The following is a 22,571-nucleotide window of genomic DNA, read 5'->3' on the forward strand; positions in this document are numbered from 1 at the left end:
GCGTCTGGCGGTCCCCCGCTTTCCGCTGTCCGACAACGGAGAAGCAGCATGACGGATATTCCGGTACTCGACGAGCGCGCGCTTGAAGAGGACCCTCACGCCGAATACGACCGGCTCGCGCGAGCCCAGATGACGGAGAAGCAGCTCGCCGATCTGGAGGAGATGCCAAACCGAGTCACCTTTCTCAGCATGGACCAGTTGAAGGAGGTGGCGGTCGATGCGCGAAAGACCTGCGACGAGGTGAAGGCGATCGCGATGGAAACGATCGAAGACGGCGTTGAGACCGAGCTGCAGGCGCAGCTGCTTCGCCGCTCAATGGCCGCCGAATATCTCTGGCGTCGTATCTGCCTCATCCTGGCCGACGAGTTTCAGCGTCGGCGCACCGGCGTGGCGCCGCGAGCAAAGGCGATGAATTGATGTCGGCTCGCGAAACATTGGCTGTTGCGCACCAGCGCATGACGCCGACCGAGATCGCCGCGCACGCGCTCGACCTGGCTGACGAGGTCGAAGTGACGAGGAAGGCCGCATTGATCGCCTATGGTGACTTGAAGGCCGGCGTGGATCTGGTCGCTTCGCTGCGCAAATTGCTCAATGACCGCTTGGCCAGGCTGCGCTCAATCGTTGCTCTGTTCGAGAGGGGGCGAAAGATGGAAGCGCGAAAGGCACTACGGCAAGCCGTCGCCGCGCCGGAGATCGAGGAAACCGAATTCGTAAAGCTCAACTTCGTTTTCACAGACGAGATCTTCGATCCATTCCCGGAGCGGAAGAGTACACGGCATGGCTAACGAAGTCGTCATTACCGAGCTTCGAATCGACGCGAGGCCCGCAGAGGTCGGCGCAGCCGCCTATGTGAGGGCCATGCAGGCGGCGGCGGCTTCGCAAAACAGTTTCGTCCAACGGGAACAGGCGGCAACGGCCGCGATCGAAAAACAGACCGCCGTCATGGTCGGTTCGGCCGGTTCGATCACCGCAACGGCGCGCGCTTGGGACCGCCTGAAGGCGTCTGTCGACCCTACCTTCCGATCCACGCAGATGCTGGAGAAGGCAATCCTGGCGGCTGATGCGGCGAGCATCAAACTTGGTGTCGATAACAAGGAGGTCGCGCGCGTCCTCGATCTCGCGATACTGAAACACGATGCCGTTGCCGCCGCGGCCGAGGCACAGGCGCAGAGCTATCGAGAGCTGGCGGCGGCGGGCCGCGAGGCACTTGCCGCCGAACAGGCGCAGGCGAGCATCAACCGGACGCTCGGCATCGGCAACATCGGCGCCGGATCGGCGCGGGCGTCGGCGTCCGTCTTCGCGGCCGAGCTCGACCGCTTCGACGAGATCGCGGCGCTGAAGGCTCAACAAGCTGGGCAGACGTTCGGGATCGACCTCGATCGCAGCCTTGTCGCCGGAACCACGAAATCGGCGCGCGACGCCGCATCGGTCTTTGCCGCCGAGCTAGACCGGGTCGAGGATGTCGCGCGTTTGAAGGCCGCACAGATCGGAGCGGCATTCCAGGCCGACCTCAATGCCTCCTTTGGCATCGGCGCTGGCGGCAATTCGGCACGCGCCTCGGCCTCGATATTCGAGGAGGCTGGTCGGGAAGCCGACCTTATGGCGGCGAAGGTCGCCGGGCTGCGTGCTGAGCTCAATCCGCTCGCCGCCGCTCAGGAGCGGGTCAACGCCGAACTGGCCGAGTATGCTGTCCTGGCGCAGAGAGGTGCGATCTCGGCCGAGGAGTTGGCCGCGGCGCAAACGATGGTCAGGACCAGGTTCGACGCGACCGCGGCGGCGATCGGCCGCGGCAGCAAGCTTGCCTCCTTCGAAATGCGCAATCTGCAGTTCCAGATGATCGACATCGCGCAGTCGATTCCGCTGGCGTTCCAGTCGCCGCTCTACTTCCTGCAGAACCTGGGCTTCCAGGTCGCCCAGATCGGTCAGATATTCATGGGCCGCGGCGGCCTAAGGGCCGCCCTCGGCGAGATCGGCGGTATGCTTGGCGGGGTTTTGTCGCGGCTCGCTTCCGTCGCCGCCAGCGCTGCCGGCACACTGGCGGGTGCCGCCGTCGGCGGCCTGGCGCTTGGCTTCAACTCGATCCGAGACGCGGCGAGTGAGGCGGAGCACCGCGTCGTCGGGTTCGGCGAGACCTTCCACGCTATTTTCCAAACCCTAAACCGCGATTTCAATATCGGACCTATGATCGACGCCGCTATCGTCTCTCCGATCAGCTACGCTTTCGGGAAGCTCAGATCGGCGGCGACCGATTTGGCGGAATGGACGATCAACGCGTTTAGGGCTGTCGGCTCCGACATCGCTTTCATCTGGAGCAATTTCCCAACGATTGTGGAGGCTGCGGCTATTGGCGCCGCCAACGCGCTGGTGTCCATCATGGAAGCCGCGATTAACAAGGTGGCGTCCGCGATCAATCACTTGAACGACACCTTCGGAGGAATGCTGACCAAGATCGACAATGTCGATCTCGGTCGGATCGAGAACCCCGCGTCGGCTGATCTGGCCGCCGCAAACGCCGAGCATCTGAAAGAGGTGATGGCGATACTGAATTCGACGCCATTGCGCGACTTCGGACAACGCGTCGTCGATCAGATCCAGACCAACCATGCTTTGGAAGGCCTCGAGGCCCTCGGCAACGTCAGCTTCGACAAGTCGATCGGCGGCGCCAACGGCCTCGGTTCCGCCATAGGCGGCGTCGGCAAGGCAGCAAGCGGGGTATCGGTTCAGATCGGCGGCGTCGGCCAGGAGGTTATCAACGTCACCCGCGCATTCGAGGATGCGAAACGGGCGCAGCTCATCGGGTTGGAACAGTCGTCGCAGCAGCTGCAGACGATGAAGAACCAGGCCAAGGACATTCAGGAGACGCTCGACGCGGCTTCTGTAACGCCCGTTTCCGAGGTCTTCGGCGATGCCTTCTCAGGAGACCAGGACAAGGCCACTGAGGCCATTGAGCGCACGGTCACGGCGATCGACAAGCTCTATGACGCCTATGACACCGGCAATGTTTCGATAGGGTCGCTTCACGAAAGCACCGAACTGCTCCGCCAAAGCCTGTTGCAACTTGGTGGTGATCCGACCGCGATCAACTCCTTCATCAACAGCATCATCAACGGCGAGCTCAAGGTTCGCGACCTCAAATCCGGTGTCGATAACCTGTCGGCCAGCATCAAGAACATCCCGAACAAGACGGTCACCATCACCGTCGTCACCAAGCAGGTCGGGTCGGGCACGCAGTCGCTCTATGATGTGCCAAACCAGAGCGGAGGCACCAGCACAGTTGGTGTCACCCGTTACGGTGGTGTCGCCGGCCAGCAGTCCGGCCCATCGATCACTTCGAATAGCGTCCCGCGCACGGGCGGCTACGGGAGCATGGGCGGGTCGGGCAATCTCGGCACTTCCACAGTCAACGTCACCCGCTTCGCCACCGGCGGCATGATCCATCCTGGCGATACGCAGCGGGTCTCGTTCTTCAAGTCGCCGGAGGAGACCGTCGGCATCTTCACGCCGAACCAGGTGGATGCGCTGCAGGGAGGTCTGGCCGATCCGCAATCTGCCTTCACCGGTCGCGATGCGACGCGTGAACAGGACCGCCTCTGGACGGTCCTCATGAACATCGAGGCGAACACCCGCAAGACGTTCGAAAGCATCGATAAGCTCTCATCCAGCGGGTACGGCGGTTCCGGTGGTTCGTCCTATGACGGATCATCGTCCAGCAGCAGCGTCAGCGAGGATGACGCGCTCTCCGCGCGATACCGAAGGGTCCTCGCCAGCGTCAAATCCAACTTTCATGCAGCTGGTATCGTCGGCAGTGGCATCACAGGCTATGGTCTCCAAGGGCTCAATGCCTCTCCCGAAACAATCGCTCGCAACATTGTCTATGGCGGCCAATCGCCGCTCGGCAGCGCCGGGTCGACGTCCTATGAGAGAAGCTCGGCCGCCAACAATAATTACGCCATGCGGAGCGTGTTCCGTGGCCAGAACGTCGGCTTCGACAGCGGCGGCATGATCGCACCTGGCGATACTCAGAAGGTCGAATTCTTCAAGAACCCGAATGAGCGTGTCATCGTGGCGAGGCCCGATCAGTTCGAGGATCGGCGTTCCGATTCATCGAACTCCAGCGGCCGCGATCGACCGATCCAGTTCAGCCAGACCAACCGCTGGGAAGGATCGGCGCCTCCTTCGAAGGAAAGCCTGGCCGAACTCCGCCGCGCCACCGCACTTGGCATTCAGGACGCTTTGAGGTCCCTCCGTGGTCGATAACGTTATTGTAGGGCTGAACTGATGGTGTGGTTTTCTTCGCCCGGATCGGGATCGGGCGCCTCTTGGGGCGGCACGGGTGTAAAGCAGGACACGACAAAGCCGCCGGAAAATGTCTCAGCCGATCGTCCGTTCTCGGTTTCGAAGGTTCTTGGCCGGTCGATCCCGATCGTCATCGGCACCGACAAGGTGGATGGAATCCCTGTCGTCGGCGGGGCGCTCACCACTTCGATCGTCACCGGCTACACTCAGGTCAGCCTGACGACGCTGCAAAACCTCAGCGATTATCCTTCGGGCAGCAAGTGGCTGAACAACGATCCGTTCAGCCGGGTTGCTCTGGTCCCCATCTCTGGCTCACAACAGGTCGCGGCGATCGGCTATCTCCTGGCCTATGATCCGTTCGGCGACGGCTATGAACTGATCCGCGTCGAGATCGACGATGCCGTTGTCTTCGATGCCGAAAACGGTATCGTCGCCTCGACACAGTTCCGCTATTATGGCGGCACCCATACCGCAGTCGACCCGATCGCCAGAGGTGTAATCGGCGCCAACGCCGGGGCCTGGCAGAACTTCGCCATGATCTTTATCGACGGCTACGCCGCGGACAGCGCGCCGTCGGTCAAGTGCGTCATTTCCAACGCCGCAAGCGGTGGCGGCGGCACGCAGGAGATCGTCTGGACCGGGGCGACGCCGGTGACCTTTACACAAAACGCCGCCGGCCGTGCAGCGGCCTACGATCCGACGCAGGATGTCATCTATCAGCTGATCAATGGTTCGGCGCAGGTCTATCTCGCCGTCCTCGATACGGTCACGCACACCGAACGCTATCGCGTGCCGCTGGAGGGCTCGGAGGGCTACGAGCCGAATATCGAATGGATCTATGCGATCCGTGGATCGAACTTCGTACTCGTCCGCTTTGGTAGTCCGACCCTTCCGGAAATCAATGTCGTCTACGATGTCGCGACCGGAAAGATCGTCTCGTCATACACTGAGACGAGCACGAACTTCGACTGGAAGATCGGTTTCCCGTTCGGCCAGAACTACATCTTCACCGGATACGCCTTCGGAGACGACCCTCCCTTTCCCTATGCACTGATCGACATCACCGGCAACATCTCGATCGGCACCGTCTCAGATACGCTTGTCATTGGTGGCGATCTGGTCTACGGCCGCCAGACGGCCGGAACGGTGTCCTTCTTCATCCGCAGCAGCGGAGGAACCGTCAAAGAGGCGGTGTTCGATGGTGACGCCTGGACCGTCGCCACGGTCTATACATCAGCCGGCGTTCCGACTGGCTTTTGGTATGATCCACAGACCGGCTATCTGATCGTCTTTGAGACGGTCGCAGGCGCCTACTACGTCCGCTATGTCGATCCGGAAACCGGCATCACCGCCGACAGTGTGACTGTCGATCGGTCTTATTTCATCACGACCGGCACCAATGCGACAGGCAAGGAGCGATATTGGCCAAGGCCTGGCTATGTCATGATGACGGAAGGTCTCAACGCCGATGGCAGGGTCTATCTGCTCAACATTGGGTCGAAGACGATCACCACCTTCGCCGAGAATACCGCGATCGACAACATCGACTTTACAACCGGCATCTTCGATCAGAACAAGCTCGCCTATTACCAAGCGTTCGGCGACGATGTCTGGACCGAATATCGGCCGCCGAACATCCTTCCGGGTTTGATCGATGTCGAGGTCATGCTCACCAAGCTCGCGTTCCTCGCCGGCTACGGGCCTGAAGAGCTGTCGTTCGACGGTCTGTCCGAAAGCTACAGCAGAGGCCGCCCTTCATGAGACAGAAGACCTTCAAAGCACCGCCTAATCCTTTCCCAAAGCAATATTGCCAGTACGCCGTAGGCGCTTGCCTCGAGCCGTTGGTTGCGACCGGCTCCATCTGCTACAACGATACCGAGGCCGAAATTCTGGTAGGTGATCTCGTCACCGCCTGGTTCCGCGAGGACGCCTTTTCCGCGGGCGGTCAAACCAGGGTCAAGATACTCGTCGGGATGACGGACGATGCCATCACCTTGGTCGCGCTGAACCCTATAGAGCAGGTGACTATTCCTCGATCGGCTCTCCATGCCGTACATCGGATTTTCGCGATCAAGCTGTCCGAAGGCCGCCTATGGGATCTCCGCACCGTCGCAAGCCGCGACCATTTTGTCCGAAGTCAGCTTGCGGGGCGCTCGATCGACGGCGAAAGGATGATCCTACCGTGATGTTCCGGTTCAACAGAGGCTTTATGGGTCCATCGCTAGCCGCATTGTCGCCGCCGGCGGGGGGCGGCGGCGATCCGGTCGGGCCGATCGAGCTTGTCGATCAGCGACAGGATCCGGCTTTCGGATCAGCCACCAAGACTCTTGTGGCGGTCAATTTCGGCGCTGAAGACCCGGCACGCATCATTGCCGTACTGGTCACAGGCGCCGGCGCCGACCATCAGGTCACCGGCGTGACGATCGACGGCAACGCGGCCACGCTTGGCGCCAGGACCAACACCGGCCGCAGTGCAGCAATCTATTTCGTCGCGCTGCCGACCGGCGCCAGTGGCGATGTCGTGCTCACGGTCTCGACCACCAACATTTTCGTGCGCACCGCCGTCATGGCGCTGCGCGGCGTGGCCGCCACCGTGTTCGACAGCGACACCCTTGTCGACACCGGCGGTTTCGGCACAACGTTCAACAAGTCAGTCGATGCCGACGACGCCGGCATCGTGCTGGGCGCCTTCTGCGGCAACAACAAGAACGCCACGGTCGCCTGGACCAACCTGACGGAAATCACCGATCTCGACCCGAACGGCAGCGCCAATCAGCGTCACTCGACGGCCGGCAGCTTGATCGACAGCGCATCGACGGTGAGCGTGACAGCCGAGACCAGCCAGACGACAGGCGGCTCCTTGGTGCTCGTCTCTTTCGCTGGCCTCTGAGGTCCGTCACATGCTTGCTTGGTTCGCTTGGTGGCCATCATGAGGACGAGCGACGATCGTGCTCACGCTTCGCCGATGCACCCTTGCGACTGTCTTCCTGATCGCCGGGCAGTGGCGGTATTCGCATCCTGAAACCCGCCCAGCACCGCCACTCAGGAGGATCAGTTCTGGTGAAATCTGCAGAGCACCACGTAGTTTCTTTCATCGCCAAGCGCCGGCATGGCACTGTCGGGAAGCGTTATGACCTGGGAGGTCATATCGCAAAAATCCAAGATTGCGTCGGGCAACTCGCGCTCGCTAATCAATGACATCCTGACGTTGTCGCCCGCCTGGCAGCCAGTATCGGCCAGCAGGCCAGATAAGACCTTGCAAACTGTCCCAGCCGATGCCGGCGTTGCCGCCATCAGCAGGACTGCTGAAGTGAATTGCAAAAGACGCGATGGCATTTTCTGTTCCCCCCCTAATGCACCGCCGGCAGCATCGCGCCGGCGGCGGACAAACGCAAGGGCGTCCGCGGGCCGCGGGTTTGAGCGGGGGCTATCGATGGCGTGAAAACAGCAGTACGCGCAGCGCGATTGGTCAGCTGGCGAATAATTCCTTGTAGCCAGTCGTTACCATCCAGTTCGCCCGGTCGATATGGCTGCGAACAGCGTTGCGCGCGCGGATCGGTTCAAGAGTCGGATCGATGCCGAGAATGAGCCGGGCTATTTCCTCTTCGCTGGCATTGTCGGCGCAGGCGTCCAGGATCCGCATGTAGATGGTGAAATTCTCTTTGTCGTAAACCGTGATGGAGTCGGACCAAGGGACTTCTTCAAAGATTCCAGGCTTCATGACGAACTTTATTTGCCTTTTCGGATTGCCACGCCGCTCGAGGTGTGCGCGGCGTACTCTACGCTGCTGCCATCACCGGATGATGGCGCGGGGGCTTGGAATTCGTCAAGGGGCACTCCGCTCTGGCCCGCTGGGGGGAAAGCGGCTGCTTTTCCCGTGAATTTTTTGCGATCACGGCGTGTTTCACGGGAAAAGCACTGAAACAGGCGCGCGCCAAACTGGGCTCACTTCTCAAAGAGAGGCCAAAGCTTGTTCGCGCTGGGCCTACGCAACTTACGCGATCACGGGGGATTCACATTCCCGTTGTTTCGTTTTATCTTGGCTGGATGGAAACCGCCCTTGATGATCTAGCCCGCATCCTCACAGCTCCCCGCACCGGCTGGCGAGGACGCCTGTCCATCGTGGCGCTGCAGCTGGCCGGCAACGTCGCCACCGGCCTTGCGATCGGCCTTGGGATCGCCGTCGGGCTGGCGCTCGCCGGCTAATTCGCAGATTCGCCCACCTCGTTCCGCCAGGGAACAAGGTGCACACCATGAAGCGGCCCAAGGCAATTGGGCGGGGCAGGCCGAAAAGTCGGGAAGACGGAAAGACTTTCCCCCAGGAAGAGGCTTTGGCCTTAGCGCGGTTTTCAGCGTGCCTTCCTGAGCCGTACGCCTGGTCCTTCACCGTTCTCGTCGACGAAGACGACGCCGGCCGCCTCGAGGGCGCGCCGCACAGCTGCTACGTTGTTTGGCAAGCCTGATGCTGGGCCTTCGCTCGCTTCCATGCGTCGCAGCGTCGGGACAGATATCGAAGCCGAGGTGGCTAGATCCGTTTGGGCTATCCCCGCGAGCGCTCGCGCAGCTGCAATTTGCCGTCCTGAAATTTGATCGTTATCGCTCACAATGATTGAAACCTATTGACGGTCAGCGCGAATTGAGCGAAAGCTATCACCGTTAGAGGTTTCGCTCAACGGAGAAAATGTAATGCCGAACGCACGTGTCGCGGCAGCCGCCGAAGGCTTGCCGAAAATCTTCCAAGCAGAGAACAACGTTCCAGCCAAGAACGGTTTGTCGCGACGGTCTGTCCTAGGCGCTCTCGCAACGCTGCCTGTCGCGTCGTTGCCGGCCTTGGCCGAGACGGCCGAGCATCCCGACGCCGATCTGCTCTGGCTCGATAAGGAAATGGAAGAAGCCGACGTTCAGCGGAATCTGGCTGCAAAAGCCTGCCGGCGGATCGGCAAGAAGTGCGAGAAGCTTTTTCCGCCGGCGCCTCCGCAGTGGGAGCCGCCGGACATGCCGGACTCCCTTCGTAAAATCATTGGCAATTCGACAATTCATGACCTCAAATCGAACCCCCCGGCGCATCTTCTCGCTTGGAGACAGCTGCTTGACGAGCAGCGGGCCGCGAGCAAGGCATTGCAGGAAGCCTATCTCGATAAAGTGGATGAGATAAACCGCCAGTCCGGCGTGGACGCCGCCGAAAAGGCTCTCAGCGCGCGCGTCGACGAGCTGTACAAGATCGGCGATCGCATCATTGCAACGCCGGCCAACACACTGGAGGGGATACTCGTAAAGCTCCGGGCGGTCGATATGATGGATTTTGCATCCTTCGCCGCCGAAAGCGCGGTCTTCTCGTCGATCGCCGCGGATATCAGGCGGCTCGCAGGGGAGGCGACATAAAATGGGCGCCAGGGCGCGCGAGGCCGACGCCAGGCTCCTCCGGCTTGAGGCCAAATTCAACGCTGCGAGCGACCGATGGAACGCGGCGACCGACCGAACGGAGAAGCTCGAAGCGGAGCTTGACGAACGTCTCAGGTCACTGAAGTCGCGCCTCATCTCGCGCATCGAAAAGGCGGAAAAGAAGGAGGAGAAAAGGGCCGCTGCTTTCGGCCGCGCGTTCGACAGGGTCATGAAGACCCGGGCCAGAACCATTGAAGGCCTGGCCGTGAAGGTGAGAGTTCGCGAGCGCGACTACACGGACGACGAGGAGAGCGAGATAGCAATTCTCAACAGCCTGGTCGACGACATTAAGTCGCTGACCGGCGGACCCTAGTTCTCATGTTCTCGGCGGGAATATGAGACGGTTCAACGCACCGACCTCGTTCCAGTTGGGAACAAGGTCCGCTGAGAAGGTGGCTAATTTCGCCACCATTCAACCGCGCCTGTTCAGGTGGGGAAATTCCCCAGTTGCGGCGGGTCTGCAAATTTGCCGACCCACCCGAGGGCGTGCAGATTTGCACCCCCTGCCGGGTTAGACGTTTCACAGGAAAAGCACTGAAACAGGCCGCCGCCTGGAGGGTGGCGTTCGAAAAATGCGGCCGGGTGTCTCACGGGTGACCGGCGCTGTAACCATCTGATGTGGTGGCTAAATTAGCCACGGTGGGGAAATTCCCCACCGTCACCCGCCGCGTGCCACTTGCCACGTAACCTACATCATTGACAAAACATGCGGCATGCGCGATACAAGCTTTATCAGCGATGGAGCTTGTGAGTGAAAAAGCTATCAGAATTCTGCGACACGATTGGCGCCAAGAGAGGCGATATTAGCAATTGGATCGAGCGGCTGGAACTCAAGACGGCTTATGCCACAACAGTGCCGGGCAGTGCGCGCCGCTTCTCTTTCGACAACGTTTTGGAACTCGCTCTGATCAACGGCTATGCGAAGGCCGGCGTTCCGCCTCAGCTCGGCGTGGTGATCGCAGATGCGACGATTCGCAAGCTGCATGATCATGGCAATGCGAAAGGTCGCGAATGGGTGGTCTTCGTGGCGGGAGATCTCCAAACAGCCCAAGCTGCCGACAGCCTGGACGAAATCTCCTTCGACGAACTGACTTCGACCCAGCCCAATGATGCGCCAGTGTTTTCGATGGTGCGAGTCGGAGAGATAGTTCGCCGCGTCAAACGGCTATTTGCCACGCCCGAGGACGCCGGGGAGCGCTCGGCCACACGCGCCGGCCGCCTCGTCGGGGAAGGCCGGTAGGAGATGGCACCCCGCGCCGCGTTGATCACCCAAGCCGATGCAACTCGACTGTTCAAGGCGGCAAAGCTCGCCGGCTACGATCGCGCGCGTTTCGTGTCCTATCCAGACGGCCGTGTCGAGGTGCTCGTCGAGACCGTGCGCGCCACCGTCGGTGACGACGAGCCTAACGAATGGGACGACGTGCTGAAATGAAACGCCGCGCGGCTAACCCATTCCCCGGCGTTTCGCCGGCCCCCGATCGCCACGGCAAAATGCGTTGGCGCCTCCGGAAAAAGGGCGTGCCGCAGACCTACCTGCCAGGCGAATACGGCTCGATCGAATTCCGCAAGGCCTATGAGGCCGCGCTGCAAGGATCCCGCGCGGCCGCGATGCCTTCCCGGCACCAATACGGCACATTCGATTGGCTGATTGAGCACTACAAGCGCTCGCCGAAGTGGAAGAAGCTTCGACCGATCTCGCAGTACAATCTCGGCAAGGACTTTGATCGCTTCAGCAAGGCGTATGGGAAGCGGCGTGTCGCTACTTTGCGGACAGAGCACGTGGAGGCGATCATCGGCAAGAAAGCCGACACGCCGTCGGCGGCCAATCACCTGCTGAAATTGCTTCGCAGGCTCTGCCGTTTCGCAATGCGCAAGAAGCTGATCGCCGTCGACCCGACGCTCGACGTGGAACGCTATGCCGAAAACCCGGACGGCTTCCATACATGGACCGAAGACGAGATCAGCCAATTCGAAGCGCATCATGGCCTCGCCTCCAAGGCGGTCCTCGCACTTCGGCTGATCCTCAATTCCGGCGCGGCCAGGCAAGACGTTGTGAAGCTGGGGCGTCAGAGCGTGCGCCATGGGCGCATCGCCTATCGCCGCGGCAAAACCGGCGGCGACGTGGATTTGCCCATCCTCGAGGATCTCGAGGATGTCCTGGCGCTAGTTCCTGGCGATCGGTTGCTGTTCCTGACGCACACCGGCGATCGGCCGTACAAGCCGACGACATTCGGCAACTGGTTTCACGATCAGTGCATCGCCGCCGGCCTGCCGCACTGCTCCTCACATGGCCTCAGAAAGGCCGGTGCGACGCGCCTTGGTAATGCCGGCGCGAGCGAACTGGAGATCATGGCTTTCCTCGGCCACCGCACGCCAGATGAGGCGCGAACCTACGTGAAGAAGTTCAACAGGAAGCGCCTCAGCGACACCGGCATGGAGAAGGTGTCTAGGGCAAAAAGAGAACAGGATTTGTCCAACCCTGTAGAAAAGTTGGACATTCACCGTCGCAAGGCTTTGAAAGAAAAGGGAAATTAGATGAAGGTGGTACGCCCAAGGGGAATCGAACCCCTGTTCCCGCCGTGAGAGGGCGGTGTCCTGACCGCTAGACGATGGGCGCGTTCAAGAACCGGCGATATAGGCTGACGGCTGGGAAAAAGCAACTGGGCTTCGGACAGTCTCTAGTGCCGGGAAAATATCCGTTGCAGGCTTAGCGTTTTGGCTGGATCAAGTCCCAGAGATTTCCATGGAGATCGGCGAAAACCGCCACAGTGCCATAGGCCTCGTGTCGGGGCGCCTCACGGAATTCGACGCCCTTTTCGAGCATCAGCGCGTGGTCGCGGGCAAAGTCGTCGGTTTCGAGAAACAAAAAGACGCGGCCACCGGTCTGGTTGCCGATGCTATCCCTTTGCGCATCATCGGCCGCTTCTGCCAGAAGCAGCCGCGCGCCTTGTCCGTCTGCCGGCGCCACCGTGACCCAGCGCTTGCCGCCGCCAAGATCAACGTCTTCGGTGAGTACAAAGCCCAGCTTGCCGACATACCAGGCGATCGCCTCGTCATAGTTGCTGACCACGAGTGCGACCGTGGCAACGCGGCGATTTTCCGCGAACGCAGTCATTTGTTCCGGATCGAAAAACGACCGATGATGCGGCGCTCGGTGATATCATAGACAAAGATGGCGCGGCTTCCGTCGACAAGCTCCGCATCGATGGAGACGCGGTTGCCGGAGAGCGACTGGCTGATGACCTTGGCGCCGACCGGCAGCACGATGTCGCCGGTCAGCGGCTCGCCTGATGGCACCTGGATGTCGCCGGCCAGCGGCGGGCTAGCCGGCGGCGCGGTGCGCGTTTTGTAGACAAGGGCTGCGATCACCACCATAAGGGCAAGGAACAGCAGGCCGAGATTGATGGCGACGAAGCGGACGAGCTTCTTGCGCACCTTTTCGACTTCGGGGTCGAGCGGCTTTTCCTCGTCTTCATCGGCAGCGGCCATGGCAAACATTCCGGAACTTTTTTTTCGATGAGCGCTCATAACGAAGAGGCCCCCATATTGATAGAGGATGGATTGATGGAGGGCGGATCGCCAAACGGGGGATCGCCAGACGGGGGATCGATCATGCTGGAAGCGGGTCCCGATGCGGCCGGCCGGCGCCTCGACCAATGGCTGGCGGGCAAGCTCGGTCCGGACATGTCGCGCAGCCGGGTGCAGATGCTGATCAGGCAGGGCGCCGTCAAGGTCGGCGGCCAGCCGGTCACCGAGACCAAGCGCAAGATGGCGGCCGGTGACCGCGTGTCGGTCGACATGCCGGAGCCGGAGCCGGCGGAGCCGCAAGGCGAGAACATCCCGCTCGACGTCCTCTATGAAGACAATGAATTGATCGTCATCAACAAGCCGTCGGGGCTGGTCGTCCATCCCGGCGCCGGCAACTGGACCGGCACGCTGGTCAACGCGCTGATCCACCATTGCGGCGACAGTCTTTCCGGCATCGGCGGTGTGCGGCGGCCGGGCATCGTCCACCGCCTGGACAAGGAGACCAGCGGCGTCATGGTCGTCGCCAAGACCGACCGCGCCCACAAGTCATTGTCGGAGGCCTTTGCCGACCATGGCCTGACCGGCGATCTCAAACGCGCCTATTTGGCTTTGGTCTGGGGCATACCGATGAGACCGACAGGCACGGTCGACGAGCCGCTTGGCCGCGCCGCCGACCGCGTGCGCCGTGCCGTGGTGCCCGAGGGCCGCGACGATGCCCGCCACGCCGTCACCCATTTCACCGTGATCGAGCGCTTTGGCGAGCAGCAAAAGGAATTTGCCACGGCAAGCCTGGTCGAATGCCGGCTCGAGACCGGCCGCACCCATCAGATCCGCGTCCACATGGCTCATATCGGCCATCCGGTCGTCGGCGATCCCGATTATGGCCAGGCGTTTCGCACCAAGGCGAACCGGCTGCCCGAGCCGCTGAAAGGCCGGGTGAAGGCATTTCCGCGACAGGCATTGCATGCCCGCCTCCTTGAATTTCGGCATCCGACTACCCATCTACCGATGAGGTTCGAGGCGCCGGTACCGAGGGATATGGAGGAACTCGTCGACGGTTTTCGCAAACTCTGAACCGCCTTCCATCCACTCAAAACCTGATTGGCAAAACCTGACAGTCGTTGTTCACTTTGGCGTGACACACTGTTTCCTGTTGAACCAATGCTGTCCTTTCTGGTTTTGTTCCTATATACATCCGCTGTCGCGACGAGCCTTTTGGCGTTCGCGACATATGCCCGCCGCGTTTCGGGGGCACCACTCCAAGAGAGAGGGGGCGCTATCATGGCCCAGTCATTACCCAGTATCGTTTCCGGCGAAGGCGGCCTCAGCCGCTACCTGGAAGAAATCCGTCGCTTTCCGATGCTTCAGCCGCAGGAAGAGTACATGCTCGCCAAGCGTTACGCTGAGCATGAGGACACCACGGCTGCGCACAAGCTCGTCACCAGCCACCTTCGGCTCGTCGCCAAGATCGCCATGGGCTATCGCGGCTACGGCCTGCCGATCGGCGAGGTGATCTCGGAAGGCAATGTCGGCCTGATGCAGGCTGTCAAGAAATTCGAACCGGAGCGTGGCTTCCGGCTTGCCACCTACGCCATGTGGTGGATCAAGGCCTCGATCCAGGAATACATCCTGCGCTCGTGGAGCTTGGTCAAGATGGGCACGACCGCCAACCAGAAGCGCCTGTTCTTCAACCTGCGCAAGGTGAAGGGCAAGATCCAGGCGCTCGACGACGGCGATTTGAAGCCCGATCAGATCACCGAGATCGCCACCCGCCTCAACGTGTCCGAAGCGGAGGTGGTGTCGATGAACCGCCGCCTTTCGGGCGATGCCTCGCTCAACGCACCGATCCGGGCGAGCGAAGGTGAATCGGGTGAATGGCAGGACTGGCTGGTCGACGACCACGAAAGCCAGGAAGAGGCGCTGATCGAGCAGGACGAGCTGGAAAACCGGCGCGGCATGCTGTCCGGCGCTCTTGCCGTGCTCAACGAGCGCGAGCGGCGCATCTTCGAGGCGCGCCGCCTGGCCGAGGAGCCGCTGACGCTGGAAGAGCTGTCGGCCGAGTTCGACATCAGCCGCGAGCGCGTGCGCCAGATCGAGGTGCGCGCCTTCGAGAAGGTGCAGGACGCGGTCAAGGCCGCGGCCAAGCGCCAGATGCAGGCCCTGCGCACCATCGAGGCGCAGCCGGCGGCGTAAGGCTTCCGACGAAACAAATAACGGCGGCGTCAGGCAACTGGCGCCGCCGTTTTTTATGGGTCCTCCGACTGCCGGGAGAGCTGTACCTTGGTGCCATATTCTAGCTAGGGTTGGTTATTGCCCGCCCATGCGACGCGCTACCGCTCCACCAAAGATGCCGGCGGTTTCGGCCTCGCCATCGCGTTCGCAAACGATCTTATTCATAGCGGCATTATAGCAATTTTCCCCAAGCCCCGGAAACCGCAACGCTGCAAATTGTGGCGGCAATGTTCCGGCGCCTTACGAGCTTCCGTCGCGAAATTCCACGAAGCGGCACTTGCGGCAGGCGGGCGCGACAATGGGGCGCCGACCTCGTCTATTTGGAGATGACGATGACGATTTCTCAGTTTCTCACCGCTCTCGAATCCGAAGGTCCCCCAGCCGACCGAGCGAAAGAGATGGACCTGTATGGATGGCTAATTGGAAGCTGGGAAATGGACACGGTCCACTACCTCGACGACGGCACAATCCAGAAATGGAATGGAGAATGCCATTTTGGCTGGGTGCTCGAAGGCCGCGCGATTCAGGACGTTTGGATCAGGCCCAAGCGCCCTGCGCCGTCCACGATGTTTGGCACGACTTTGCGCATCTTCGATCCTGGGATCGATGGCTGGCACATCATATGGAACGACCCGCTCAAACCGAGATCACTCGCGCCAGATCGGGCGGGCCGAGGGTAAGGACATTGTCCAGCTCGGCAATGACTCGCGCGGTCTGAAAACTCGATGGCGTTTCACTGAGATCACTACCAACAGCTTCCATTGGATCGGCGAGGAAAGATCTTCCGAGAGCGACCCTTGGCAAATCACGTATGAACATTTAGCCCGCAGAACAAAACCCTGAAGCTAGACTAGCTGGCGTCTGCGACCCATCTCATCACAAGCAATCGAGCGGAAATTTCAAATACCGGCGGCCGTTGGATTCCGGTTCCGGCAAGCGTCCACCATTCATGTTGACCTGCAGCGCGTGCAGGATCAGCCTGGGCATGGGCAGCGTCCTGTCGCGCGCCTCGCGCAACGCCACGAAATCGGCCTCGGTCCTGCAGGCGGCAATATGGGTGTTCTTGGATTTCTGTTCCGCGACAGTGCTCTCCCACAAGGGTTCGCGCCCCTCCGCCTGGTAGTCATGGCCGACGAACAGGCGTGTCTCGTCCGGTAGCGCGAGGATATCCTGGATCGAGCGCCAGAGCCGGGCGGCACTGCCGCCGGGAAAGTCCGCTCTCGCCGTGCCGCTGTCCGGCATGAACAGCGTATCGTGGATGAAAGCGGCGTCGCCGATCACATAGGTGATCGATGCCAGCGTGTGGCCCGGCGAAAAAAGCACCTTTGCCGGAATGCCGCCGACCGAAAAGGTCTCGCCATCCGCAAACAGCCTGTTCCACTGGGATCCGTCGGCAGGAAAATCCGGCCAGTTGTAGATCACCTTCCACAATTTCTGGACGTCGATGATCTTCTCGCCAATCGCCGTCGGCGCTCCGGTCTTCGCGCTGAGATAGTGCGCCGCCGAGAAATGGTCGGCATGCGGGTGGGTGTCGAGGATACATTCGACGACCAGCCGTTGATCTCTAATGAAGTCGAGCAGGGCGTCGGCATTCTTCGTCGCCGTGGCGCCGGACTTCTCGTCGAAATCCAGGACCGGATCGATGATTGCGCATCGTCGCGTCTGCGGGTCGGCGACGACATACTGGATGGACCCGCTCGGCTTGTCGTAAAAGCCTGCCACCTGCAGCTTGGCCGATGTCGCGTCCAATCCCGGCTCCCTCAACTCCTACCCGGCAGGAATGGTTTTCCCTGCCGGGGCAAAAGAAGAGCATGGTCATTCGCCAGCGCCACGCCGTCAAGCACCGCATGCTCGTGCAGACGAGAAAACCGAAAAATCTCCTGTGCCGCCTCTGCCCTGCTCAGGCAGCGGGCTGCTTGGTCTTCCGGAGATACGGCAGTATCGTCTCATAGGCGCCGAAACGCTTGATCGCATCCTCGTTGGAAACGGCGGCGGTGATGATGACGTCCTCGCCCTGCTTCCAGTTCGCCGGCGTCGCCACCTGGTGCTTGGCGGTCAGCTGCATGGAATCGATGGCGCGCAGGATCTCATCGAAGTTGCGGCCGGTGGTCATCGGGTAGGTGAGCACCAGCTTGATCTTCTTGTCGGGGCCGATGACATAGACCGAGCGCACCGTGGCATTGTCGGCGGGCGTGCGCCCTTCCGAGGTTTCGCCGGCACCGGCCGGCAGCATCTCGTAAAGCTTGGCGACCTTGAGATCCCTGTCGCCGATCAGCGGGTAGTTCACCGAATGGCCGGTCGCCGTCTTGATGTCGTCCTGCCATTTGGCGTGGTTTTCGACCGGATCGACGGAAATGCCGATGATTTTGACGTTGCGCTTCTTGAACTCGCCTTCCAGCCCGGCCATCGTGCCGAGCTCGGTCGTGCAGACCGGCGTGAAATTCTTCGGATGGCTGAAGAGCACCGCCCAGCCGTCACCGATCCATTCGTGGAAGCTGATCGTCCCTTGCGTGGTTTCGGCCGTGAAATCCGGCGCGATATCGTTGATACGAAGGCTCATGACGTGTCCCTACCCTGTGATTGCAGATTTGCAGATCGCAGCCGGCACCCACCGGCGCTGCTCTGCCCTTCTACCACTCCGGTGTCATCCTTCAAACGCCTGTTGCCACCGGCATTGAGGCCGGCGGCGAAAAATTTTCATTGCTTCTCGGCAAATGCAGCAGGAATTTCCGCTGCGCTGGCTCAGGCCTTGTTCACCGCCAGCGTCGTCGCCAGATCTTCCATGCGCTGGGCGAGCGCGCCAAGCGCATTCGTCAGCACGGAATCGTTCTTATCGGCCTTGGTCAGCGCGTCGTCACGCGTCTTGCGCAGCGTCAGCACTTCGCTTTCCATGCCCTTGACGCGTTTTTGCAGTTCCGAAAGCTCGTCCATGACCATGATGCCGGCCATCACGGTCAGCCGCTGGTCGCCGATCTCGCCGAAAGAATCCTTCAGATGCGAGACATAGCGGTCGAAGCGCTCGGCGAGGTCGATCAGATGCTCTTCCTGGCCCTCGTCGCAAGCCATGCGATACTGCTTGCCGTCTATGGAAACCGTGACTTGTGCCATTGGGCCAGCCCCTATCTATCCAACACGGCGCGGATGGTTTCCATGGCGGTCACCAGCCGACGCGACACTTCCTTGTTGGCGTCTTCCAGTCGTTCGGCGCGCGCTTCGGAATTGTCGAGTTCCTGCGCCAGCCGCGAGCGGTCGGCGTTCATGCGCTGCACCTCCGCCTCGGCTTCCGTATAGTCGCGCTCGTGCTCGAGCTTGGCCGCGACGGCATTTTCCAGCCCCTCGATGGCCTTACCCAGCCTCGCGATGACTTCCTTGAGTGTCGTTTCCCCGGTCATGGCTTTCGTCCTGCGCCCTGCCCATCACCGAATCATCCACGTTCAGAACGCGTTATGTCTGAAACATTACGCGCCGTGTGAAGCCGACGTCAATAAAGGTCTCGCGACTGTCCCCTGCTAACGCTAATGTAGGGCCTCCAAGACCCTTCTGGCGCCATCACAAGACCGGCAAAAGCGCGCCGGTTTATTGACTAAAAAGCCGCGCCTGCTATGTGTCGCGCACCCCTTTCCAGGGCTCTCCCAAGGCCCCAAACCCCCACACTGGAGGAAGCATGACCTCGCGTGAACAACATGACCGGATGGCCAATGCAATCCGTTTTCTTTCCATGGACGCTGTCGAGAAGGCCCAATCCGGCCATCCTGGCCTGCCCATGGGCTGCGCCGACATTGCCACGGTGCTGTTCACGCGTTTCCTGAAATTCGACGCCAAGGCTCCACACTGGGCCGACCGCGACCGTTTCATCCTGTCGGCCGGTCATGGATCGATGCTGCTCTATTCACTGCTCTACCTGACCGGCTACGAGGACATCACCCTCGACCAGATCAAGCATTTCCGCCAGTTGGGATCGAGGACGGCAGGCCATCCCGAATACGGCCATGCCGCCGGCATCGAGACGACGACCGGCCCGCTCGGCCAGGGGCTTGCCAATTCGGTCGGCTTCGCACTCGGCGAGCGCATCATGAATGCCGCCTTCGGCAATGACCTTGTCGACCATTACACCTATGTGCTGGCCGGCGACGGCTGCCTGATGGAAGGCGTTTCGCAGGAGGCCATCGCGCTTGCCGGACATCTCAAGCTGAACAAGCTGATCGTCTTTTGGGACAACAACAACATCTCGATCGATGGCCCGGTGTCGCTGGCCGACAACACCGATCAGGTCGCCCGCTTCCAGGCGTCCGGCTGGAACGCCAGCCACATCGACGGCCAGGATCCGGAAGCGATCGCCTATGCCATCGAGGCGGCCCGCCATTCCGACAAGCCGACGATGATCGCCTGCAAGACCACGATCGGCTTCGGCGCGCCGACCAAGGCCGGCACCAACAAGGCGCACGGTTCGCCGCTCGGCGCTGATGAAATCGCCGGGGCGAGAAAGTTCTTCGGCTGGGATTCGGCACCTTTCGATGTCCCTGCCGATATCCTCGATGCCTGGCGCGACGCCGGCAAGACGGGTGTCAAGGCACGCACCGACTGGGAAGGCCGCCTCGCCAAGGCCGATGCCAATTTGCGCAGCGAATTCGAGCGCCGCATCAGTGGCAAGCTGCCGGCGAATTTCGACGCCGTCATCACCGACTACAAGAGGAAGCTCGCCACGGACAAGCCAAAGGTCGCCACCCGCAAATCGTCGGAAATGGCGCTCGAGATCATCAACGGCGCGGTGCCGGAAACGATCGGCGGCTCGGCCGACCTGACTGGCTCCAACAACACCAAGACCAGCCAGACCAAGAACATCACATCAGACGATTACGGCCAGCGCTACGTCCACTACGGCATTCGCGAGCACGGCATGGCGGCCGCGCTCAACGGACTGACGCTGCATGGCGGCCTCATCGCCTATGGCGGCACCTTCATGTGCTTTTCCGACTACGCCCGTCCGGCGATGCGGCTTGCGTCGCTGATGGGCATCCGCTCGATCTTCGTCATGACCCATGATTCCATCGGTCTCGGCGAAGACGGTCCGACCCATCAACCGGTCGAGCATTTGGCCGCACTGCGCGCCATTCCGAACCACAATGTCTTCCGCCCGGCCGACGCGGTTGAGACCGCCGAATGCTGGCAATTGGCCATTGAGCAGGAAAAGACGCCTTCAACGTTGGCGCTGACCCGGCAGAACCTGCCGACGGTGCGCAACGACTTCGTTGCGGAAAACCTCAGCCGCCAGGGCGCCTATGAGCTGGCCGCCGCCAATGGCGATGCGGCGGTGACGATCTTCTCTTCGGGCTCCGAGGTCGAAATCGCGCTGGCGGCGCGCGAGGCGCTGGAAAAGCACGGCCATCCGACCCGCGTCGTCTCGGTCCCCTGCTTCGAATTGTTCGACAAGCAGAGCGCCGACTATCGCAAGAAGACGATCGGCAACGCGCCGATCAAGATCGCCATCGAAGCCGGCATCCGCCAGGGCTGGGATCATTTCATCGGCACCGACGGCATCTTCATCGGCATGACCGGCTTCGGCGCCTCTGGCACGATCGAACAGCTCTATCCGCATTTCGGCATCACCGCCGAAGCGACGGTGAAGGCGGCGGAAGCCCGCCTGCACGGCGAATAAAGCTTGGCGCCCGCGAAAACGCGCGTAGCGGTTTTGCGGGCAGCCTCAGTTTGGTGGACTTAAATCCAACCCATCGACGGCTGGATTCTTTGGCAGCCCGCCGTTATGAAGCTGCGGACTTGATCTTCGGCCTCCAACTCCCAGGGAGAAAAAAATGACCGTCAGAGTTGCCATCAACGGATTCGGCCGCATCGGCCGCAACATCCTGCGCGCCATCCACGAATCCGGCCGCAAGGACATCGATGTGGTTGCCGTCAACGACCTCGGCCCGGTCGAGACCAATGCGCATCTGCTGCGCTTCGACAGCGTGCACGGCCGCTTCCCGCACGAAGTGACGGTTGACGGGGACCAGATCACTGTTGGCACGGAGAAGTTCAAGGTCACCGCGATCAAGGATCCGACGCAGCTGCCTTGGAGGGAGCTCGGCATCGACATTGCGCTCGAATGCACCGGCATCTTCACCGCCCGCGACAAGGCAGCGGCGCATTTGACCGCCGGCGCCAAGCGGGTCCTGGTCTCGGCGCCTGCGGAAGGCGCCGACCTCACCGTCGTCTATGGCATCAACCATGACAAGCTGACCAAGGACCACATCGTCATCTCCAACGCCTCCTGCACCACCAACTGCCTGGCGCCGTTGGCAGCCGTGCTGCATGAGGCCGTCGGCATCGAGAAGGGCATGATGACGACGATCCACTCCTACACCGGCGACCAGCCGACGCTGGACACCATGCATAAGGATCTCTACCGCGCCCGCGCCGCGGCCCTGTCGCAGATCCCGACCTCGACCGGTGCGGCCAAGGCGATCGGCCTCGTGCTGCCCGACCTCAAGGGCAAGCTCGACGGCATCTCCATTCGCGTGCCAACCCCGAACGTCTCGGTTGTCGATTTCAAGTTCATCGCCAAGCGGCCAACGACCGTGCAGGAGATCAACGAGGCGGTGATCGCCGCCTCCAAGGGCAAGCTGAAGGGCATTCTCGCCGTCACCCATCACCCGAACGTGTCGATCGACTTCAACCACGATCCGCATTCCTCGATCATGGCGCTCGACCAGACCAAGGTCATGGACGGCAACTTCGTTTCGGTGCTGTCCTGGTATGACAATGAATGGGGTTTTTCCAACCGCATGGCCGACACAGCCGTTGCATTCGGCAAGACCATCGCCTGATCCCAGGACCATCTTCTCGCGACTTGGAAACGCCCGGCTCTGTCCGGGCGTTTTTCATTGGAGCGCCGCGTTCTTGTGTCGGCAGATCGCACGTCTTGGAGATTGGCCTGACGGCCATCGCGCTTCGTCATCCTGGGGCGGAGCAAGGAGCGAAGCGACGCGGCGCAGACCCCAGGATCCATGCCGTGCCGTTGGAGCGTTGCGGCCGTGCAGAATTCTGTTCCGCCGCATTCCGGCTGATGTCACGGCATG

26 protein-coding genes and 1 tRNA gene are annotated in these 22,571 nt (G+C 61.2%); 17 read left to right on the forward strand and 10 right to left on the reverse strand.

Annotated elements, in window-relative coordinates; translation table 11 throughout:
- The first annotated feature begins 48 nt into the window (after window positions 1-48).
- From CIT25_RS24235 to CIT25_RS24260, 6 genes are read left to right on the forward strand one after another with little or no spacing between them, the layout of a single operon-like run.
- Entirely contained in the window at window positions 49-417 is a 369-nt protein-coding gene (locus tag CIT25_RS24235) for a hypothetical protein (protein WP_095487211.1), read from the forward strand.
- The gene (locus tag CIT25_RS24240) at window positions 417-785 is read left to right on the forward strand and encodes a hypothetical protein (protein ID WP_095487213.1); all 369 of its coding nucleotides are present in this window, start codon (window positions 417-419) and stop codon (window positions 783-785) included. The genes CIT25_RS24235 and CIT25_RS24240 overlap by 1 nt, the downstream gene beginning before the upstream one ends.
- Entirely contained in the window at window positions 778-4,257 is a 3,480-nt protein-coding gene (locus CIT25_RS24245) for a hypothetical protein (RefSeq protein WP_095487215.1), read from the forward strand. The genes CIT25_RS24240 and CIT25_RS24245 overlap by 8 nt, the downstream gene beginning before the upstream one ends.
- 21 nt (window positions 4,258-4,278) lie before the next feature.
- Window positions 4,279-6,057, forward strand: a complete 1,779-nt coding sequence (locus CIT25_RS24250) for a hypothetical protein (protein WP_095487217.1) — start codon at window positions 4,279-4,281, stop codon at window positions 6,055-6,057.
- Window positions 6,054-6,482, forward strand: coding sequence for a hypothetical protein (locus tag CIT25_RS24255; RefSeq protein WP_158302640.1), 429 nt, complete (start codon window positions 6,054-6,056; stop codon window positions 6,480-6,482). Before CIT25_RS24250 ends, CIT25_RS24255 begins: the two co-directional genes overlap by 4 nt.
- Before the next feature lie 23 nt (window positions 6,483-6,505).
- Complete coding sequence (locus CIT25_RS24260; RefSeq protein ID WP_158302641.1) at window positions 6,506-7,186, forward strand: hypothetical protein; 681 nt, start codon at window positions 6,506-6,508, stop codon at window positions 7,184-7,186.
- 161 nt (window positions 7,187-7,347) lie between these two features.
- Here CIT25_RS24260 and CIT25_RS24265 read toward each other — a convergent pair whose 3' ends face one another.
- Window positions 7,348-7,632: a hypothetical protein gene (locus CIT25_RS24265; RefSeq protein WP_158302642.1), complete on the reverse strand. Its 285-nt coding sequence runs from the start codon at window positions 7,630-7,632 to the stop codon at window positions 7,348-7,350.
- A 133-nt stretch (window positions 7,633-7,765) separates the two neighbouring features.
- Window positions 7,766-8,017: a DNA -binding domain-containing protein gene (locus CIT25_RS24270; protein WP_095487225.1), complete on the reverse strand. Its 252-nt coding sequence runs from the start codon at window positions 8,015-8,017 to the stop codon at window positions 7,766-7,768.
- A 95-nt stretch (window positions 8,018-8,112) separates the two neighbouring features.
- Between CIT25_RS24270 and CIT25_RS36475 the strand changes: the two genes are divergently transcribed.
- On the forward strand, window positions 8,113-8,502 hold the full coding sequence (locus tag CIT25_RS36475) for a hypothetical protein (RefSeq protein ID WP_158302643.1): 390 nt from the start codon (window positions 8,113-8,115) through the stop codon (window positions 8,500-8,502).
- A gap of 143 nt (window positions 8,503-8,645) precedes the next feature.
- Here CIT25_RS36475 and CIT25_RS36950 read toward each other — a convergent pair whose 3' ends face one another.
- The gene (locus CIT25_RS36950; protein ID WP_095487227.1) at window positions 8,646-8,900 is read right to left on the reverse strand and encodes a transcriptional regulator; all 255 of its coding nucleotides are present in this window, start codon (window positions 8,898-8,900) and stop codon (window positions 8,646-8,648) included.
- A 226-nt stretch (window positions 8,901-9,126) separates the two neighbouring features.
- Here CIT25_RS36950 and CIT25_RS24280 point away from each other — a divergent pair, with 226 nt between their 5' ends.
- The 5 genes from CIT25_RS24280 (at window position 9,127) to CIT25_RS24295 (ending at window position 12,273) form a co-directional block, all read left to right on the forward strand.
- Entirely contained in the window at window positions 9,127-9,678 is a 552-nt protein-coding gene (locus CIT25_RS24280; RefSeq protein WP_158302644.1) for a hypothetical protein, read from the forward strand.
- Window position 9,679: 1 nt separating this feature from the next.
- Window positions 9,680-10,051, forward strand: a complete 372-nt coding sequence (locus tag CIT25_RS24285; protein ID WP_095487231.1) for a hypothetical protein — start codon at window positions 9,680-9,682, stop codon at window positions 10,049-10,051.
- Window positions 10,052-10,489: 438 nt separating this feature from the next.
- Window positions 10,490-10,978: a hypothetical protein gene (locus tag CIT25_RS24290; RefSeq protein WP_095487232.1), complete on the forward strand. Its 489-nt coding sequence runs from the start codon at window positions 10,490-10,492 to the stop codon at window positions 10,976-10,978.
- A gap of 3 nt (window positions 10,979-10,981) precedes the next feature.
- Window positions 10,982-11,170, forward strand: a complete 189-nt coding sequence (locus CIT25_RS36480) for a hypothetical protein (protein WP_158302645.1) — start codon at window positions 10,982-10,984, stop codon at window positions 11,168-11,170.
- Between the two features lie 86 nt (window positions 11,171-11,256).
- A complete protein-coding gene (locus tag CIT25_RS24295) occupies window positions 11,257-12,273 on the forward strand; it encodes a tyrosine-type recombinase/integrase (RefSeq protein ID WP_206072989.1) in 1,017 nt (338 codons plus the stop codon).
- 7 nt (window positions 12,274-12,280) lie between these two features.
- On the opposite strand, the gene CIT25_RS24300 is transcribed toward CIT25_RS24295, so the two are convergent.
- From CIT25_RS24300 to CIT25_RS24310, 3 genes are all read right to left on the reverse strand, one after another.
- Window positions 12,281-12,355 (reverse strand) — tRNA-Glu (locus CIT25_RS24300).
- 90 nt (window positions 12,356-12,445) lie between these two features.
- Window positions 12,446-12,853: a VOC family protein gene (locus CIT25_RS24305; RefSeq protein ID WP_095487236.1), complete on the reverse strand. Its 408-nt coding sequence runs from the start codon at window positions 12,851-12,853 to the stop codon at window positions 12,446-12,448.
- Window positions 12,850-13,227, reverse strand: coding sequence for a fimbrial protein (locus CIT25_RS24310; RefSeq protein ID WP_095487665.1), 378 nt, complete (start codon window positions 13,225-13,227; stop codon window positions 12,850-12,852). The genes CIT25_RS24305 and CIT25_RS24310 overlap by 4 nt, the downstream gene beginning before the upstream one ends.
- A gap of 27 nt (window positions 13,228-13,254) precedes the next feature.
- Here CIT25_RS24310 and CIT25_RS24315 point away from each other — a divergent pair, with 27 nt between their 5' ends.
- The 3 genes from CIT25_RS24315 (at window position 13,255) to CIT25_RS24325 (ending at window position 16,178) form a co-directional block, all read left to right on the forward strand.
- Window positions 13,255-14,340 (forward strand): RluA family pseudouridine synthase, encoded by a 1,086-nt coding sequence (locus CIT25_RS24315; protein WP_095487237.1) that lies wholly within the window; start codon window positions 13,255-13,257, stop codon window positions 14,338-14,340.
- A 207-nt stretch (window positions 14,341-14,547) separates the two neighbouring features.
- Complete coding sequence (gene rpoH, locus CIT25_RS24320) at window positions 14,548-15,459, forward strand: RNA polymerase sigma factor RpoH (RefSeq protein ID WP_029348727.1); 912 nt, start codon at window positions 14,548-14,550, stop codon at window positions 15,457-15,459.
- Between the two features lie 371 nt (window positions 15,460-15,830).
- Window positions 15,831-16,178, forward strand: coding sequence for a hypothetical protein (locus CIT25_RS24325; protein ID WP_245329980.1), 348 nt, complete (start codon window positions 15,831-15,833; stop codon window positions 16,176-16,178).
- A 196-nt stretch (window positions 16,179-16,374) separates the two neighbouring features.
- Here the strand turns inward: CIT25_RS24325 and CIT25_RS24330 are convergent, their stop codons facing one another.
- The 4 genes from CIT25_RS24330 to CIT25_RS24345 form a co-directional block, all read right to left on the reverse strand.
- Window positions 16,375-17,247 carry an MBL fold metallo-hydrolase gene (locus CIT25_RS24330; protein WP_095487239.1) on the reverse strand — a complete coding sequence of 291 codons (873 nt, stop codon included), beginning with the start codon at window positions 17,245-17,247 and terminating at the stop codon, window positions 16,375-16,377.
- Between the two features lie 151 nt (window positions 17,248-17,398).
- Window positions 17,399-18,058, reverse strand: a complete 660-nt coding sequence (locus CIT25_RS24335) for a peroxiredoxin (protein ID WP_095487241.1) — start codon at window positions 18,056-18,058, stop codon at window positions 17,399-17,401.
- Window positions 18,059-18,240: 182 nt separating this feature from the next.
- Window positions 18,241-18,606: a cell division protein ZapA gene (locus CIT25_RS24340; protein WP_095487243.1), complete on the reverse strand. Its 366-nt coding sequence runs from the start codon at window positions 18,604-18,606 to the stop codon at window positions 18,241-18,243.
- Between the two features lie 11 nt (window positions 18,607-18,617).
- Window positions 18,618-18,890, reverse strand: a complete 273-nt coding sequence (locus CIT25_RS24345) for a DUF4164 domain-containing protein (protein ID WP_023797069.1) — start codon at window positions 18,888-18,890, stop codon at window positions 18,618-18,620.
- A gap of 272 nt (window positions 18,891-19,162) precedes the next feature.
- Here CIT25_RS24345 and tkt point away from each other — a divergent pair, with 272 nt between their 5' ends.
- On the forward strand, window positions 19,163-21,154 hold the full coding sequence (gene tkt / locus CIT25_RS24350; protein WP_095487245.1) for a transketolase: 1,992 nt from the start codon (window positions 19,163-19,165) through the stop codon (window positions 21,152-21,154).
- Between the two features lie 154 nt (window positions 21,155-21,308).
- Window positions 21,309-22,319 (forward strand): type I glyceraldehyde-3-phosphate dehydrogenase, encoded by a 1,011-nt coding sequence (gene gap, locus CIT25_RS24355; RefSeq protein ID WP_095487247.1) that lies wholly within the window; start codon window positions 21,309-21,311, stop codon window positions 22,317-22,319.
- Window positions 22,320-22,571 lie beyond the last annotated feature (252 nt).

Source organism: Mesorhizobium mediterraneum (genome assembly GCF_002284565.1).
GTDB lineage: Bacteria > Pseudomonadota > Alphaproteobacteria > Rhizobiales > Rhizobiaceae > Mesorhizobium > Mesorhizobium mediterraneum.